The sequence below is a fragment of the Acinetobacter sp. N1-1 genome (assembly GCF_056711485.1).
Genome location: NZ_JBWXUO010000012.1, coordinates 477,551 through 494,180 on the forward strand (window position 1 = coordinate 477,551; position 16,630 = coordinate 494,180).

Annotated in this window: 9 protein-coding genes, 2 tRNA genes and 3 rRNA genes; 10 read left to right on the top strand and 4 right to left on the bottom strand. The window is 39.4% G+C overall.

Going from position 1 to position 16,630, the window contains the following annotated elements:
* Window positions 1-30: 30 nt before the first annotated feature.
* Entirely contained in the window at window positions 31-1,944 is a 1,914-nt protein-coding gene (locus AC1MPL_RS02530) for an ATP-binding cassette domain-containing protein (RefSeq protein ID WP_479763988.1), read from the bottom strand.
* A 163-nt stretch (window positions 1,945-2,107) separates the two neighbouring features.
* On the opposite strand from AC1MPL_RS02530, the gene erpA reads away from it, so the two are divergent.
* Window positions 2,108-2,443 (top strand): iron-sulfur cluster insertion protein ErpA, encoded by a 336-nt coding sequence (gene erpA / locus AC1MPL_RS02535; RefSeq protein ID WP_237412262.1) that lies wholly within the window; start codon window positions 2,108-2,110, stop codon window positions 2,441-2,443.
* A 40-nt stretch (window positions 2,444-2,483) separates the two neighbouring features.
* Here erpA and AC1MPL_RS02540 read toward each other — a convergent pair whose 3' ends face one another.
* Window positions 2,484-3,614: an anhydro-N-acetylmuramic acid kinase gene (locus tag AC1MPL_RS02540; protein WP_479763990.1), complete on the bottom strand. Its 1,131-nt coding sequence runs from the start codon at window positions 3,612-3,614 to the stop codon at window positions 2,484-2,486.
* Window positions 3,615-3,675: 61 nt separating this feature from the next.
* Between AC1MPL_RS02540 and tyrS the strand changes: the two genes are divergently transcribed.
* The 8 genes from tyrS (at window position 3,676) to rrf (ending at window position 13,662) form a co-directional block, all read left to right on the top strand.
* A complete protein-coding gene (gene tyrS, locus AC1MPL_RS02545; RefSeq protein ID WP_479763992.1) occupies window positions 3,676-4,905 on the top strand; it encodes a tyrosine--tRNA ligase in 1,230 nt (409 codons plus the stop codon).
* 120 nt (window positions 4,906-5,025) lie between these two features.
* Window positions 5,026-6,843 carry a bifunctional metallophosphatase/5'-nucleotidase gene (locus AC1MPL_RS02550; protein ID WP_479763994.1) on the top strand — a complete coding sequence of 606 codons (1,818 nt, stop codon included), beginning with the start codon at window positions 5,026-5,028 and terminating at the stop codon, window positions 6,841-6,843.
* A 69-nt stretch (window positions 6,844-6,912) separates the two neighbouring features.
* On the top strand, window positions 6,913-7,839 hold the full coding sequence (locus AC1MPL_RS02555; protein ID WP_479766136.1) for a phosphotransferase: 927 nt from the start codon (window positions 6,913-6,915) through the stop codon (window positions 7,837-7,839).
* Window positions 7,840-8,345: 506 nt separating this feature from the next.
* Window positions 8,346-9,882, top strand: a 16S ribosomal RNA gene (locus AC1MPL_RS02560).
* Between the two features lie 59 nt (window positions 9,883-9,941).
* A tRNA-Ile gene (locus AC1MPL_RS02565) sits at window positions 9,942-10,018 on the top strand.
* A 41-nt stretch (window positions 10,019-10,059) separates the two neighbouring features.
* Window positions 10,060-10,135 (top strand) — tRNA-Ala (locus AC1MPL_RS02570).
* 370 nt (window positions 10,136-10,505) lie between these two features.
* A 23S ribosomal RNA gene (locus AC1MPL_RS02575) occupies window positions 10,506-13,398 on the top strand.
* 149 nt (window positions 13,399-13,547) lie between these two features.
* Window positions 13,548-13,662: ribosomal RNA gene (gene rrf / locus AC1MPL_RS02580) — 5S ribosomal RNA — on the top strand.
* The 16S, 23S and 5S rRNA genes sit together here with 2 tRNA genes alongside, the layout of an rRNA operon.
* A gap of 253 nt (window positions 13,663-13,915) precedes the next feature.
* Here rrf and rsmB read toward each other — a convergent pair.
* Entirely contained in the window at window positions 13,916-15,226 is a 1,311-nt protein-coding gene (gene rsmB, locus AC1MPL_RS02585) for a 16S rRNA (cytosine(967)-C(5))-methyltransferase RsmB (protein WP_479763995.1), read from the bottom strand.
* Complete coding sequence (fmt, locus tag AC1MPL_RS02590) at window positions 15,223-16,188, bottom strand: methionyl-tRNA formyltransferase (RefSeq protein WP_479763997.1); 966 nt, start codon at window positions 16,186-16,188, stop codon at window positions 15,223-15,225. Before fmt ends, rsmB begins: the two co-directional genes overlap by 4 nt.
* A 300-nt stretch (window positions 16,189-16,488) precedes the next feature.
* Between fmt and AC1MPL_RS02595 the strand changes: the two genes are divergently transcribed.
* A complete protein-coding gene (locus tag AC1MPL_RS02595; RefSeq protein ID WP_479763999.1) occupies window positions 16,489-16,605 on the top strand; it encodes an ESPR domain-containing protein in 117 nt (38 codons plus the stop codon).
* Window positions 16,606-16,630 lie beyond the last annotated feature (25 nt).

Below are 16,630 nucleotides of genomic sequence, written 5' to 3' on the forward strand. Positions count from 1 at the left end.
TGTTCCATGTGGAACATCTTCTTAAATCATTTACTCAGAGAAACTTTCTTCTAACATTTCAAGTTCCATCATTTGCTCTAGGAGCATTTCCTCATTTTTTTCTAAATCATTTTTTAGATTAGATTGTTCATCCATAATTTTTAGTAATTCATCTTTACGATTTTCATCATATAATGTTGTATCTGCCAATAGGACTTCAATTTTTTGAAGTTGCTCTTGAAGTTTTTCAATTTTCTTTTCAACTTTTTCGATATTTTTTCGAAGAGGTCGTGTCTGTTCTCGTTTTTTTGCAGCAGCTTTTCTTTGTGTTTCTTTATCTACTTTTTTAGGTGTATTTTTCGCATCAAGCGCATTTTGTGCATTCATCTGCTGTTGACGTGCTTCACGCAACCATTTTGCATATTCAACTAAGTCGCCATCAAAATTTTGACATTGACCTCCGTGAACTAAAATCAGGTCATCACAAACACTTGAAATAAGCTGACGCTCATGCGATACCAAAACTACAGCACCATCGAAGTCTTGTAATGCCATAGTCAAAGCATGGCGCATATCTAAGTCTAAATGGTTCGTTGGCTCATCAAGAATAAGTACATTTGGGCGTTGCCATACAATTAAAGCTAAGGCAAGGCGTGCACGTTCTCCACCTGAAAAGTTTTCGCATACGGTATCCATTCTTTCGCCGCTAAATCCAAAACTACCTAAGAATGATCTGAGTGATGCTTCACTAATTTTAGGGTCTGCAATACGTGCAAGTTGTAACATAGGACTTGCGTTACCATCTAAAGCATCCATTTGGTGCTGTGCGAAGTAACCAATGTTTAGAAGTTCAGATGCTTTTCTTTCACCATGTTGAATAGGTAAGTCACCAACTAAAGATTTAATCAGTGTCGATTTACCTGCACCATTCATACCGAGTAAGCCAATACGAGAACTTGGTGTAATTTGTAGATTAATTTGGCTTGCAATTTCTTTATTCGGATAGCCAATAGTTACATCATCTAAAGTAAGAAGCGGAGAGCTCATTTTTGTTGGCTCTCTAAAGCTAAAGGTAAATGCAGTGTCAACATGCGCAGGTGCGAGATCTTGCATTCTCTCAAGTTGTTTAATACGGCTTTGTGCTTGTTTTGCTTTAGTGGCTTTGGCTTTAAAACGGTCAATAAATTTTTGTAAGTGTGCTCTCGTTTCTTGTTGTTTCTCAAAAGCCTGTTGTTGCTGTGCTAAGCGTTCACTACGTATGGTTTCAAATGAAGAGTAGTTGCCTGTGTATAGCGTGAGCTTTTGATTTTCAATATGCAAAATATGATCTGTAACTGAATCTAGAAAATCACGGTCATGCGAAATCAGAATCAGTGTGCCTTCATAGCTATTTAGCCAATCTTCTAGCCATAAAATTGCATCTAAATCTAAATGGTTGGTTGGCTCATCTAGAAGCAGCAGGTCAGAACGGCTCATCAATGTACGTGCCAAGTTGAGGCGCATTCGCCATCCACCTGAAAAACTTGCGACAGGGTTACGAATTTTTTGCTCTGAAAACCCTAAACCCGCCATAAGCTGAGCTGCTTTTGCAAAGGCAGTATAGCCATTAATTTCATCAAACCTTCCATGAAGTTGAGCAATATCATCATTGCTTAGCTTGTCACTGTCATTGAGTTGGGTTTGAATTTTCCAATATTCTTCATCACCTGATAAAACGAAGTCGATGGCAGGCAAGTCCAAAGCCTCAATCTCTTGAGCCATATGTGCCACAGTCCAGCTTTCAGGTCGTGTTAAACTGCCTTCATCTCCACTTATTTTGCCAAGTAAAGCGGCAAATAATGATGATTTTCCTGCACCATTTACGCCTGTTAAGCCAATTTTCCAACCTGGGTGCAATTGCATGGTATCTGTTTTAAAGAGAACACGACCGCCAAGACGAATACTAAAATGTTCAAGTTGGATCATAGGGTTTTCAGTATGTAATAAGATGCAACCATTCTAAAGCCAAAGCCGATGAAAACAAAACAAATCGCTTCTATGAAGACATACTTCAACAGATAGATTATGTTATATTATACGGATATATTGTCCTGCCAGACCATCTGTGTTGATTTGAGGAATGCCCAACATGACTGCTCAAGCTTTAGTATTAACTGATAATGCAGCAAAAAAAGTACGCCAGCTTCGCGACAGTGAAGGGAATCAGGCACTTATGCTTCGTGTTTATGTCACAGGTGGGGGGTGTTCAGGTTTCTCTTATGGCTTTAACTTTGCTGAAAGTGCCAATGATGATGATGCATCATTTGAAAACGGTGATGTAAAAATGCTTGTTGATTCTTTAAGCTATCAATACTTAGTGGGTTCTCAAGTAGACTATATAGAAGGCTTAGAAGGTTCACGCTTTATTGTGAAGAACCCAAATGCAACAACAACATGTGGTTGTGGTTCGTCTTTCTCTGTTTAATCAAGTAAAAAAAGCGACAAATATTTGTCGCTTTTTATCATTATACTTTCGTAATTGTTCCTAAAATTCGATCACCTTTCGCGCCTGTAACAGCAGACAGGTTGCCATTCATGCTTTGATCAAATCGCATTGCAAGCCATGCAAAGGCTGTACTCTCTACCCATGTTGGTGATAGTCCAATAACATCTGTAGTTTGCACAGACCAACTATGCTTGCGTAAACGCCATCGTAATTGTTCAAGGATATGTGAATTATAAGCACCACCACCACAGACATAAACTTCACCATTTTTCATACCTGAGCGGTAAATGGCTTTTTGAATTGCACGTACTGTGAGCTTTGCAAGAGTTGCTTGAATATTTTCAGGTGTATCTTCAAACTCTTCGTACTCTAATTCATCATTACGCCAGTCAGGAATCTGATCATCTAGCCAATCTAAATTGAAGTCTTCACGACCTGTACTTTTTGGTGGTTTTCGTGCAAAAAAATCATGCGCATATAAACGATCTAGTAGGGCACGAATGGGGGATCCATTGGCTGCCCAATCACCGTTTTCATCATACGCTTGTCCTGTATGGCGACGACACCATGCATCCATCAATACATTTGCAGGTCCTGTATCAAAACCTGAAACATTATCCTTCTTGCCTGCAGGTAAGAAGCTGACATTTGCAATTCCGCCTAAGTTTAGAATGACACGATCAATTTGCTCATGCTGAAACAAGGCTTGGTGAAATGCAGGGACAAGGGGTGCACCTTGACCACCTGCTGCCATATCTCTACGGCGAAAATCTGAAATAACAGGAAGTTGAGTGATTTCTGTAATAATATTTGGATCACCAATTTGTAGTGTAAAACCATCTTCAGGACGATGTCGAATCGTTTGGCCATGAGATCCAATTGCTTTAATTTTTTTACGCTCAAGTTTATTTTTTTTGATTAGTTCATTAATGCCATGTCCAATCAGTTTTGCAAGAGCAACATCTGCTTTTCCCATGCGGTCAATTTCGTTATCGCTTGGTAATGTGAGTGCCATGAGCTCATCTTTTAAATCTTGCTCGAATGGAATTGTAAGTGTTGCATGTAACTGTAAAGGCTCAAAAGATGCAGCGACAATATCGATGCCATCCATACTTGTTCCTGTCATCACTCCAATATAGATTGATGTCATGATTAACAAAACCTGCAATATGCTGAAAAAGTGTTAGTATATCGCATAAATTGAATAACTGATGTGTTTGGATTTTGTGATGTCAAATTTCTTACCTGCTGAAGAGCAGTTGGCCCTTATTAAAAGAGGCACACATGAAATTATTTCTGAAGAAGACTTACTGAAGAAATTAAAAGAAAACCGTCCATTACGTGTAAAAGCAGGTTTTGATCCAACTGCTCCAGATTTACACCTTGGTCATACTGTACTTATTAATAAGCTTAAAGCTTTTCAAGACTTAGGTCATGAAGTTCACTTTTTGATTGGTGATTATACAGCCATGATTGGTGACCCGACTGGTAAAAGTGCTACAAGACCGCCATTGTCGCGTGAGCAAGTCATTGAAAATGCAAAAACCTATCAGGAGCAAGTCTTTAAAATTCTTGATCCGAAAAAAACCAAAGTTGTCTTTAACTCAGAATGGTTCGGACAAAAAACGGCAGCAGACCTTATTCAGTTGGCAAGCCAGCAAACGGTTTCACGTATGTTGGAACGTGATGACTTTACAAAGCGTTATAACAACCAACAGCCGATTGCGATTCATGAGTTTTTATACCCATTGGTTCAGGGTTATGACTCTGTTGCATTAGAAGCAGATGTAGAGCTTGGTGGAACAGATCAGACGTTTAACTTGCTAATGGGGCGTACACTGCAAAGTCGCTATGGGCAAACGTCACAAGTATGTATCACGATCCCAATTCTTGAAGGTTTAGATGGCGTAAATAAAATGTCTAAATCTTTAGGCAATTATATTGGTGTTTTTGATACACCGGGTTCTATTTACCAAAAAGTGCTTTCAATGCCAGATACCCTCATTGAACGCTACTTTGACTTATTAAGTTTTAAAACAGTAGAAGAGATACAAGGTCTTCTTGCAGAGATGGAAGCGGGGCGTAATCCACAAGAGATTAAACGTATTCTTGCATTAGAACTTGTTGAACGTTTTCATGATGCAGAAGCTGCACAAAATGCACATAAAGGTGCAGGTAATCGTTTGGTCGATGGTGAAATTCCAGAAGATACACCTGAAGTTGAAGTATCACGCGGTGAATCTGGTGAAATCTTCATTGTTTCTATTTTACGTATGTCTGGTCTAACCAAGAATGCAGCACAAGCAAAAGATGCTGTTTCACGTGGAGCCGTTAAAGTTGATGGTGAAGTGATTGGTGCAGATTTCTCTGTAAGTGAAAATAAAACTGTGATCATTCAAGTAGGTAAAAAAGCAATTGCCCGTGTTACTTTCGTAGACTAATTGAATCATTCTTTAAAAATGCTCCTTAGGGGGCATTTTTTATTATAAAAATTTTATATTTATTTAAATTAAACTCAAAGAAAATAATATAAAAATTTATATGATTATTTAGAATACATTATGCGACTCTTTCGTCAGTTTATTCCTACAGCATTTATTCTTGGCTGCTCATTAGGGCATGCTGAACATCTACAGCAGCCATTCGAATTGACTATTTTACATATCAATGACCATCACTCTCATTTAGATGAAGAAAAAACAAAGTTAAAATTTGATGCGGGTAAAGGTGTAGAAGAGTTTGAAGTGACACGTGGGGGTATTGTTCGTGTTGCAACAATGATCAATGAGCTAAGTTTACCAAATAAAAATATTGTGAAAGTACATGCGGGAGATGCTGTTACAGGTGACTTTTATTATAATTTGAATGGGGGTAAAGCTGATGCACTGGCAATGAATCAGATCTGCTTTGATACATTTACATTAGGAAATCATGAGTTTGATGCGAAAGATCAAGGACTCAATCAGTTTATTCACTTTCTAAAACATGGAAACTGTCCTCAGCCAACACAAATTCTTTCAGCTAATGTGAGTTTTGGTGCATCTTCACCTTTATATAAAACTAACTTAGTACAGAAAACAGCAATTATTGAAAAACAAGGTCAAAAAATTGCATTTATTGGTTTAACTGTTGCAGATAAAACTAAAAATGCATCACAACCGAATTTAGATACAACTTTTGCCAATGAGCTAGAAACAGCACAAGGGGAAATTAATCGCTTAAAAGAAGAAGGAATCAATAAGATTATTTTGCAAACTCATTTGGGTTATAAGTTTGATATTCAGCTTGCGCAACAACTCACAGGCGTAAATGTGATTATTGGAGCAGATTCACATACGCTACTTGGACCAAGTAACTTAAATAATATTGGTTTAAAGCCTGAGGGGGCTTATCCAACCCAAGTAAAAAATAAAGATGGAGAGCCTGTCTGTATCGCTCAAGCATGGCAGTATAACTATGCTGTAGGTGAACTTAATATCAAGTTTGATGAGAATGGAAAAGTATTAAGCTGTACAGGCACACCCCATATTTTAATAGGTGATGATATTAAAAGAGCTTCAAATAACAGCGATTTATCTAAAAATGAAAAACAAAAAATTCAAGAGCAAATCAAGCAACAGCAGTTACCAGTTAATATCATACAGCCTGATCCCGCTATGTTGCAGGTATTAGCACCATATAGTCAGCAGAAACAACGTTTCACCAATCGAATTGTTGGCTATGCCAAAGAAGACTTATGTGTGAAAAGTATGCCTGTACCTACATTAAATAATAAATGTGGAAAATATGGTGGAGAATTACAGCAACTCTTTGCCAAAGCGCTATTAGAAGAAGGCAAACGTCAATTTAATGCAGACTTTTCTTTACAAAATGGTGGTGGGGTTCGTATTCCAATTGCAAAAGGGCCTGTGACTGTTGGAATGGTCTATCAGCTCTTACCATTTAAAAATACCTTAATGCAGTTAAATATGACTGGAGCTGAAATAAAAAATACATTAGAACAGGTAATGGATAAGAATAATCTAGATAAAGATGCAGGAAGTTATCCATATATGTCGGGGTTACATTGGACTGTAGACTTAAATCAACCCAAGGGAAATCGCATTCAAAACTTGGAGCAAGTTCTACCATCAGGGCAAATACAGCCTTTAGATTTAAATAAAATATATAAACTCGCAACGATAGACTTTTTGGCAAGAGGCTCAGGACACTACACGACTCTGAGTACAATACAAGGAGATCGCCGTAAAGACATTGGATTAGATTATGCAGAAGTATTCTTAAACTATTTAGAGCGTCAGCCAACTGTTGATGGTGAAAAACAAATTTATAAACCAAATATTTTAGATTACAGTACACAAAGAATAATGAATGATTAAAAATATAAATTAAAAGTAGGGGAGCAATTCTCCCTTATTTTAAAAAAGCAAAGGAAATACAGTTGAGTGATGGATAACCAATATTTTGATATTGTAAATGCATGGATGTGCAACAACTATAACCTCTATATTCAACATTTAGAGGTTATTCCTAATCGATTGAATACAGTTTTAAAAGTGATGGATCAGCAAAAAAATAGATTTTACATCAAGTTATTTAACCAACCTCGTCAATCTATTTCTATTGAAACAGAAGCAAACCTTATAAATGAGCTAAATAGTATTGGTTTAGCATCAGCACAAGTACTTAAAAATAACAGAGGGAACTACTTAACAAGGCTCAAACTCTGCCATCAGTTCTATGACACGCTTGTTTTTTCTGAAGCAAGAGGAAGAAAATGTTCATTAGAAAAAACAGACTTTAAACTACTTGCACAAAGCTTGGTACAACTTCATCAATATCAACCAAACTCTCTGATTCAGCCATTTGATTTTCACGACTATCTAAAAAAGTTTATAAAAATACAGTCTTTTATTACAGAAGAAAAAACCTATTTTCAATATTACAAACACTTATGCTCTCAAATATACTTACTCATGCCTTTAAATGAATCCCAATCTTTTTGTCATGGAGATGCAAGACCAGAAAATACATTTATTGATGAAAAAGAACATCTGACATTTATAGATTTTGAAAATGCTACCTTGGCTACACCAAAATATGATTTAGCCACTGTGGTTTGGAATCTTATTTCCTCAGACTTATTCAATGAAGAAATAGATCGTCGGCTCAAATACTTTCTGCATATATATAACGATCTAAGCCAGCAAAGATTACAAATGAAAGAAATACTTCCATATATTCTCTTTAGAGAGGCATGGTCTATTTATTTCTTACGAGAAAACTGTTTATTCTCTGAAAAAATGATGAAAACGCTCTTTTTAGCATCGCAAGCGCGCTATTTAAGAATAAAAGAACTGATAGGTAATAAATAATCTTTCTTATTTTGCTGTAAAAGCATTCAAATTGATTAGAAATCCACGCATTTCGTCTATCTTTTGTTCTGTTGATAAATAAATATGAAATAAAATGGATTTAGGGGTTGCGTTTGGGAAGTATTGGTCTATAATGCGTATCCATCGGCGGTGATGTTGAGAGAAACTTCTTAATAAACAATAACTTAGTTGATTGGTTTGAGATTTAGTTCTTAGATTGATTGAAGTTTAGTTTGATTAAGTAGTTTAAAAAAACTTTCAGATTACAGTTGACTTTCTTTTAAAAGAGAGTAATATAGCCGACCTAGCTTGCTGATGACGAATCAGTGATGCGAATCATTAATAGAATTGAAGAACAACTTGTGTGGATTTTTACTGAGTGATCACTGAATATATTTAAGATTCATTGATCAAAAGTAGAAATTTACTCGAAGATTTATTTGAGAGCGAATATTTTTGCTAGTGATTAATGAGCCAGATTGATTCCCTTAAGGAATTAATGATTTTAACTGAAGAGTTTGATCATGGCTCAGATTGAACGCTGGCGGCAGGCTTAACACATGCAAGTCGAGCGGGGGAAGGTAGCTTGCTACTGGACCTAGCGGCGGACGGGTGAGTAATACTTAGGAATCTGCCTATTAGTGGGGGACAACGTTCCGAAAGGAGCGCTAATACCGCATACGCCCTACGGGGGAAAGCAGGGGATCTTCGGACCTTGCGCTAATAGATGAGCCTAAGTCGGATTAGCTAGTTGGTAGGGTAAAGGCCTACCAAGGCGACGATCTGTAGCGGGTTTGAGAGGATGATCCGCCACACTGGGACTGAGACACGGCCCAGACTCCTACGGGAGGCAGCAGTGGGGAATATTGGACAATGGGCGCAAGCCTGATCCAGCCATGCCGCGTGTGTGAAGAAGGCCTTATGGTTGTAAAGCACTTTAAGCGAGGAGGAGGCTTACCTAGTTAATACCTAGGATAAGTGGACGTTACTCGCAGAATAAGCACCGGCTAACTCTGTGCCAGCAGCCGCGGTAATACAGAGGGTGCAAGCGTTAATCGGAATTACTGGGCGTAAAGCGCGCGTAGGTGGCCATTTAAGTCAAATGTGAAATCCCCGAGCTTAACTTGGGAATTGCATTCGATACTGGGTGGCTAGAGTATAGGAGAGGAAGGTAGAATTCCAGGTGTAGCGGTGAAATGCGTAGAGATCTGGAGGAATACCGATGGCGAAGGCAGCCTTCTGGCCTAATACTGACACTGAGGTGCGAAAGCATGGGGAGCAAACAGGATTAGATACCCTGGTAGTCCATGCCGTAAACGATGTCTACTAGCCGTTGGGTCCTTTGAGGACTTAGTGGCGCAGCTAACGCGATAAGTAGACCGCCTGGGGAGTACGGTCGCAAGACTAAAACTCAAATGAATTGACGGGGGCCCGCACAAGCGGTGGAGCATGTGGTTTAATTCGATGCAACGCGAAGAACCTTACCTGGCCTTGACATACTAAGAACTTTCTAGAGATAGATTGGTGCCTTCGGGAACTTAGATACAGGTGCTGCATGGCTGTCGTCAGCTCGTGTCGTGAGATGTTGGGTTAAGTCCCGCAACGAGCGCAACCCTTTTCCTTACTTGCCAGCATTTCGGATGGGAACTTTAAGGATACTGCCAGTGACAAACTGGAGGAAGGCGGGGACGACGTCAAGTCATCATGGCCCTTACGGCCAGGGCTACACACGTGCTACAATGGTCGGTACAGAGGGTTGCTACACAGCGATGTGATGCTAATCTCAAAAAGCCGATCGTAGTCCGGATTGGAGTCTGCAACTCGACTCCATGAAGTCGGAATCGCTAGTAATCGCGGATCAGAATGCCGCGGTGAATACGTTCCCGGGCCTTGTACACACCGCCCGTCACACCATGGGAGTTTGTTGCACCAGAAGTAGATAGTCTAACCCTCGGGAGGACGTTTACCACGGTGTGGCCAATGACTGGGGTGAAGTCGTAACAAGGTAGCCGTAGGGGAACCTGCGGCTGGATCACCTCCTTAACGAAAAGGTGAGACTTGGTAAGAATCCACAACAAGTTGTTCTTCGGTATATTATCTGAGGGTCTGTAGCTCAGTTGGTTAGAGCACACGCTTGATAAGCGTGGGGTCACAAGTTCAAGTCTTGTCAGACCCACCAAAGACTAGAAGATAATGTACAATTCGAAATGATTTTAAGCTGGGGACTTAGCTTAGTTGGTAGAGCGCCTGCTTTGCACGCAGGAGGTCAGGAGTTCGACTCTCCTAGTCTCCACCATGATTTTAATCAGATTGATATTTCAATTTAATTAAAGTTAAGCTAATAAATAAGCAAACAGCTTATTTGCTTATAGAGCTTAATAGAAAGATTGTATATAATATGCGACCTTGATATTAACCTCTGTGAGTAATCACAGTACATGACCTGACGAAGGCATGTTAAATCATTAACAGATTATTCAATTTGAGTCTGAAATAAAATTGTTCACTCATACATTTTGAAGCGTTTTAATTGAAATTTTAACTAATTTAGATTGAGACAAATTGAAATGAGATGAGAACTAGCAAATTAACTGAATCAAGCGTTTTGGTATGAGATTGAAGCTGTACACCTTGAAGTTCGCGTAAGCGACTGTTTGGGGTTGTATAGTCAAGTAATTAAGTGCATGTGGTGGATGCCTTGGCAGTCAGAGGCGATGAAAGACGTAATAGCCTGCGATAAGCTCCGGGGAGGCGGCAAATATCCTATGATCCGGAGATTTCTGAATGGGGGAACCCACTTACCATAAGGTAGGTATCAATAACTGAATACATAGGTTGTTGAGGCGAACGAGGGGAAGTGAAACATCTCAGTACCCTTAGGAAAAGAAATCAATTGAGATTCCGTCAGTAGCGGCGAGCGAACGCGGATCAGCCCATTAAGTTATCTAAGTTTTAGTGGAACACTCTGGGAAGTGTGACTATAAAGGGTGATAGTCCCGTACACGAAAGGGCTTAGATAATGATATCGAGTAGGGCGAGGCACGTGAAACCTTGTCTGAATATGGGGGGACCATCCTCCAAGGCTAAATACTCCTGACTGACCGATAGTGAACCAGTACCGTGAGGGAAAGGCGAAAAGAACCCCTGTGAGGGGAGTGAAATAGATCCTGAAACCGCATGCATACAAGCAGTGGGAGCATACTTTGTTATGTGACTGCGTACCTTTTGTATAATGGGTCAGCGACTTATATTCAGTAGCGAGGTTAACCGTATAGGGGAGCCGTAGAGAAATCGAGTCTTAATAGGGCGTTTAGTTGCTGGGTATAGACCCGAAACCAGGCGATCTATCCATGAGCAGGTTGAAGGTTGGGTAACACTAACTGGAGGACCGAACCCACTGTCGTTGAAAAGCCAGGGGATGACTTGTGGATAGGGGTGAAAGGCTAATCAAGCCTGGTGATAGCTGGTTCTCCCCGAAAGCTATTTAGGTAGCGCCTCGGACGAATACCATAGGGGGTAGAGCACTGTTTCGGCTAGGGGGTCATCCCGACTTACCAAACCGATGCAAACTCCGAATACCTATGAGTACTATCCGGGAGACAGACTGCGGGTGCTAACGTCCGTAGTCAAGAGGAAAACAATCCAGACCGCCAGCTAAGGCCCCAAAATCATAGTTAAGTGGGAAACGATGTGGGAAGGCATAGACAGCTAGGAGGTTGGCTTAGAAGCAGCCACCCTTTAAAGAAAGCGTAATAGCTCACTAGTCGAGTCGGCCTGCGCGGAAGATGTAACGGGGCTAAAACTATGTGCCGAAGCTGCGGATTTACGCATTAGCGTAAGTGGTAGGGGAGCGTTCTGTAAGCCGATGAAGGTGTGTTGAGAAGCATGCTGGAGGTATCAGAAGTGCGAATGCTGACGTGAGTAACGATAAAACGGGTGAAAAACCCGTTCGCCGAAAGACCAAGGGTTCCAGTCCAACGTTAATCGGGGCTGGGTGAGTCGACCCCTAAGGCGAGGCCGAAAGGCGTAGTCGATGGGAAAATGGTTAATATTCCATTACTTCTGTGTAATGCGATGAGAGGACGGAGAAGGTTAAGTCAGCCTGGCGTTGGTTGTCCAGGTGAAAGACAGTAGGCATGCATCTTAGGCAAATCCGGGGTGCTCTATGCTGAGAGTCGATAGCAAGTAGGTTTACCTACGAAGTGGCTGATACCATACTTCCAAGAAAAGTCTCTAAGCTTCAGTTACACAGGAATCGTACCCGAAACCGACACAGGTGGTCAGGTCGAGTAGACCAAGGCGCTTGAGAGAACTCTGCTGAAGGAACTAGGCAAAATGGTACCGTAACTTCGGGAGAAGGTACGCTGCTGATGGTGATGGAACTTGCTTCCTGAGCTGTCGGCAGCCTCAGAAACCAGGCCGCTGCAACTGTTTATTAAAAACATAGCACTCTGCAAACACGAAAGTGGACGTATAGGGTGTGATGCCTGCCCGGTGCTGGAAGGTTAATTGATGGGGTTAGCGTAAGCGAAGCTCTTGATCGAAGCCCCAGTAAACGGCGGCCGTAACTATAACGGTCCTAAGGTAGCGAAATTCCTTGTCGGGTAAGTTCCGACCTGCACGAATGGCATAATGATGGCGGCGCTGTCTCCAGCAGAGGCTCAGTGAAATCGAAATCGCGGTGAAGATGCCGTGTACCCGTGGCTAGACGGAAAGACCCCGTGAACCTTTACTGCAGCTTGACATTGAACTTTGACCTTACTTGTGTAGGATAGGTGGGAGGCTTTGAAGTAGTAACGCCAGTTACTATGGAGCCATCCTTGAAATACCACCCTGGTAATGTTGAGGTTCTAACTCTGACCCATAATCTGGGTCGAGGACCATGTCTGGTGGGTAGTTTGACTGGGGCGGTCTCCTCCTAAAGAGTAACGGAGGAGTACGAAGGTGCGCTCAGCGTGGTCGGAAATCACGCGTAGAGTATAAAGGCAAAAGCGCGCTTGACTGCGAGACCAACAAGTCGAGCAGGTACGAAAGTAGGTCTTAGTGATCCGGTGGTTCTGTATGGAAGGGCCATCGCTCAACGGATAAAAGGTACTCTGGGGATAACAGGCTGATACCGCCCAAGAGTTCATATCGACGGCGGTGTTTGGCACCTCGATGTCGGCTCATCTCATCCTGGGGCTGAAGCAGGTCCCAAGGGTATGGCTGTTCGCCATTTAAAGAGGTACGCGAGCTGGGTTTAGAACGTCGTGAGACAGTTCGGTCCCTATCTACCATGGGCGTTGGAAATTTGAGAGGATCTGCTCCTAGTACGAGAGGACCAGAGTGGACGAACCTCTGGTGTACCGGTTGTGACGCCAGTCGCATCGCCGGGTAGCTATGTTCGGAAGGGATAACCGCTGAAAGCATCTAAGCGGGAAGCCTACCTCAAGATTAGATTTCCCTGTGATTTTATGTCACCTAAAGAGCCGTTCAAGACTAGGACGTTGATAGGTTGGATGTGGAAGTGTAGTGATACATGAAGCTGACCAATACTAATTGCTCGTGAGGCTTGACTATACAACACCCAAACAGTTGTATTTCTCTTCAAATAGCTTGATTTAGTAATAAACCTAGTTACAATACAGACCAATTGAATAACCTGTTAAGCCAAATTTGGTTGAACATAGGCAATAATATAAGACCTAATCGTTCTCCATAACAGTTATGCTGGCGACAATAGCGAGAGTGAACCACCTGATCCCTTCCCGAACTCAGAAGTGAAACCTCTTAGCGCTGATGGTAGTGTGGGGTTACCCATGTGAGAGTAAGTCATCGCCAGCATCTAATTCTAAAGCCTCCCATTAGGGAGGCTTTTTTTATGCAGAAATAATATAATTAAAATGGACTTTAAATTCAAAATTTGGCATCGTGATATATGAAAAATCATATAAATTAAAGGATATAAATGATGCCAACTGATCAGAACTTTAAAACACCTGAAAACTTAGGTATTGCTGTGTATGAAAATAATGCTGAAGCAATCGGGTATGCTATTGAATAATCACCTTTAAAATATTTAAAGGTGACATAATAGTTAGGCTTTTTTCTGAATTAGACAATAATAGAATCCATCACCATGGTGTGTTTCTGGAAGCAATTGTTTACCATATTTCTGTTCTATTCCCCAATCTGCAGGAATTTTTATTTCTTTAGCATTTTGATTCTCACTAAAGAAATCTTCCATTTGGTGTTCATTTTCAGCTTTCAAAATAGAACATGTAATATATAAAAGATGACCTCCAATAGAAAGTTGTTGCCACATATTTTTTAAAATATTCTTTTGTATTTCAATTATTTGCTTAATATCTGAAGGTTTCCTTAATAGACGAATATCCGGATGTCGTCTAATAACACCAGTTGCAGAGCAGGGTGCATCTAGTAATATAAGATTAATTTTTTCTGCTGTTTGCCATTGGCTTGCATCTGTATGAATTAATTGAATATTTGTATCTATATGATGTAGACCTAAGCGTGATAAGTTATCTTCAACCTTTTTTAATCTTAACTCATTAGAGTCAAGTGCAATCAATTTTTTAATTTTGAACTGTTCAACTAAATGAGTTGTTTTACCACCAGGAGCAGCACATGCATCTATAACTGTTGTGCTATCTAGATTATTAAGCAACTGATTACATAGTTGAGCATGCTCATCTTGAACAGAAAAATAACCATCTTTAAATCCAGGAAGATTAGGAATAACTTGAGGAGATAGTAGTTGAATTCCAACATCAGAAAATTTGCATGCTATTGCTTGAATATCTAATTGATTGAGTAATTCTAAATATTCATTTCTTGTTATTTTTTGCTGATTTATACGCAATGTAAGTGGAGCAGCTTCTTTTAGAGCATTAAATAATTCAGGAGTATGGTTAGGCCAATCTTTTTTGGTCTTTTTGTATAGCCAACTTGGTAAACCATGAGCTTGATCTAAATTATGTCTAAAAAATTCTAAATCTCTTGAAACAAGTCGCAAAATAGCATTAACAACGCCACTTAAAGGTGAGAATCCTAATTGTTTGACGGCTTCTACTGTTTCAGATATTGAAGCATGTACTGGAATACGTGTGTAAATTAATTGATATATTCCTAAGTAAAGCACTGCTTCAACAGTAGGGTTTTCTAAATCTTTTTTTAATAAAGGTAGTGTTACTGCTTTTAAAGCATACCAATGGCGTAGTGTACCTAGCGTCAGCTCATGAAAAAGTGCACGATCTTTGTCATTTACCTTTGAAATGTAGACATCAAGTAAATTGGATAGTGATTCACCATTTTGTATATATGTAAGCAGATGGGTTACTTTAGCTCTTAAGTTATATGAAGCAAGTTTTGATGGTTCTAGTTTCATACAAGTATTTGTCCAACATTTAATTTATTTGTTTGTAAAATTTGTTCTTTATTTAATGGTTTACCACCTGGCCATTGTAAAGAGGTAAGTATAATCGCTGTATTATTCCCACATAAAACAGTGATACCAGCTTGGTCTATATTCAAAATTGTACCTACCTGAAGGTTTTCAGTATTTCTTTCATTTGAAACGATATTTGCTTGCCAAACTCTTAAGTTTTCTGTTTCAAGTTGAATGAAAGCAACAGGCCAAGGATTAAACGCATGGATATTTGAAGTAATTTGTGTTGAAGGTAAATTCCAATCTATTTTTGCTTCAGCCTTACTTAATTTATGTGCATATGTTGCATGAGCTTCATTTTGTATTTCACAGTTTTTTAAGTAGGTTTTGAGCGTATCCTCAGATGCTAGGACTTTTGTAATGGCCTCGGCACCTTGAATTGCTAACTTATCATGCAATGTTGCCGAAGTATCATTTACTTCAATTGGACAGTATGTTTTTAACATCATATCACCGGTGTCTAATCCTGCAGCCATTTTCATAATGGTAACACCAGTTTCTTGATCTTGTGCTGCAATAGCACGATGTATAGGTGCAGCCCCTCTCCAGCGTGGTAGTAATGATGCATGAATATTTAAACATCCATACTTTGGTATATCTAATATAGTTTGTGGAAGTATTAAGCCATAAGCCGCAACAATCATTATATCAGCATTTAATGCTTTTAATTCTTCACGGGCTTTTAAACCATTTTCTGAAGAGGATTTGAAGTTTAATGGTTGATATATTGGAAGATTATGTTGTAGAGCAATTTCTTTAACAGCAGAAAACGTAATTTTCTGCCCTCTGCCTGATTTTCTATCAGGCTGTGTATAAACAGCAATAATTTCATGTTTAGAATCTAATAAACTTTTCAATGCAGTAGCTGCAAACTCTGGTGTTCCTGCAAAAATAATTCTCAAAATTTTGCCTTTCACTTTATATGAATAACGATACTCCATTATAGCATTTGAAGTTTTGTGAAAGTTTATTTACTTATATTAATAGATATAACCTATATTTTTTTGATAAAACAAATCAATAAATTGTATATTTTTTATTAATTTTTTCTTAAATTTTCATCATATGATTTTATTTAAAATTAATTAAATTATTAATATGCATTGTTACATAAAGTTATTACCGTATGTTTTTTGTTAACAAATATATATGTATAATGTATAAAATTAAACCAAAATATGGTTGTTTATTTAGGGGAAAGTATGAATAAATTTTATAGAGTTATTTGGAACGCTGCATTAGGCATATGGGTTGCTGTTTCTGAACTAGCAAAATCACAGAAAAAAACAACTAAAACGATTATGGGTGGGGGGTTCTAACTTTAATTACTTTCTCTCAAGGAGT

Excerpts from the sequence above, each read along its gene's own strand:
- AC1MPL_RS02550 (WP_479763994.1), top strand. The coding sequence starts at position 5,026 with ATGCGACTCTTTCGTCAGTTTATTCCTACAGCATTTATTCTTGGCTGC.
- rsmB (WP_479763995.1), bottom strand. The coding sequence starts at position 15,226 with ATGAAACTAGAACCATCAAAACTTGCTTCATATAACTTAAGAGCTAAA.
- AC1MPL_RS02555 (WP_479766136.1), top strand. The coding sequence starts at position 6,913 with ATGGATAACCAATATTTTGATATTGTAAATGCATGGATGTGCAACAAC.
- AC1MPL_RS02530 (WP_479763988.1), bottom strand. The coding sequence starts at position 1,944 with ATGATCCAACTTGAACATTTTAGTATTCGTCTTGGCGGTCGTGTTCTC.
- AC1MPL_RS02595 (WP_479763999.1), top strand. The coding sequence starts at position 16,489 with ATGAATAAATTTTATAGAGTTATTTGGAACGCTGCATTAGGCATATGG.
- AC1MPL_RS02540 (WP_479763990.1), bottom strand. The coding sequence starts at position 3,614 with ATGACATCAATCTATATTGGAGTGATGACAGGAACAAGTATGGATGGC.
- erpA (WP_237412262.1), top strand. The coding sequence starts at position 2,108 with ATGACTGCTCAAGCTTTAGTATTAACTGATAATGCAGCAAAAAAAGTA.
- tyrS (WP_479763992.1), top strand. The coding sequence starts at position 3,676 with ATGTGTTTGGATTTTGTGATGTCAAATTTCTTACCTGCTGAAGAGCAG.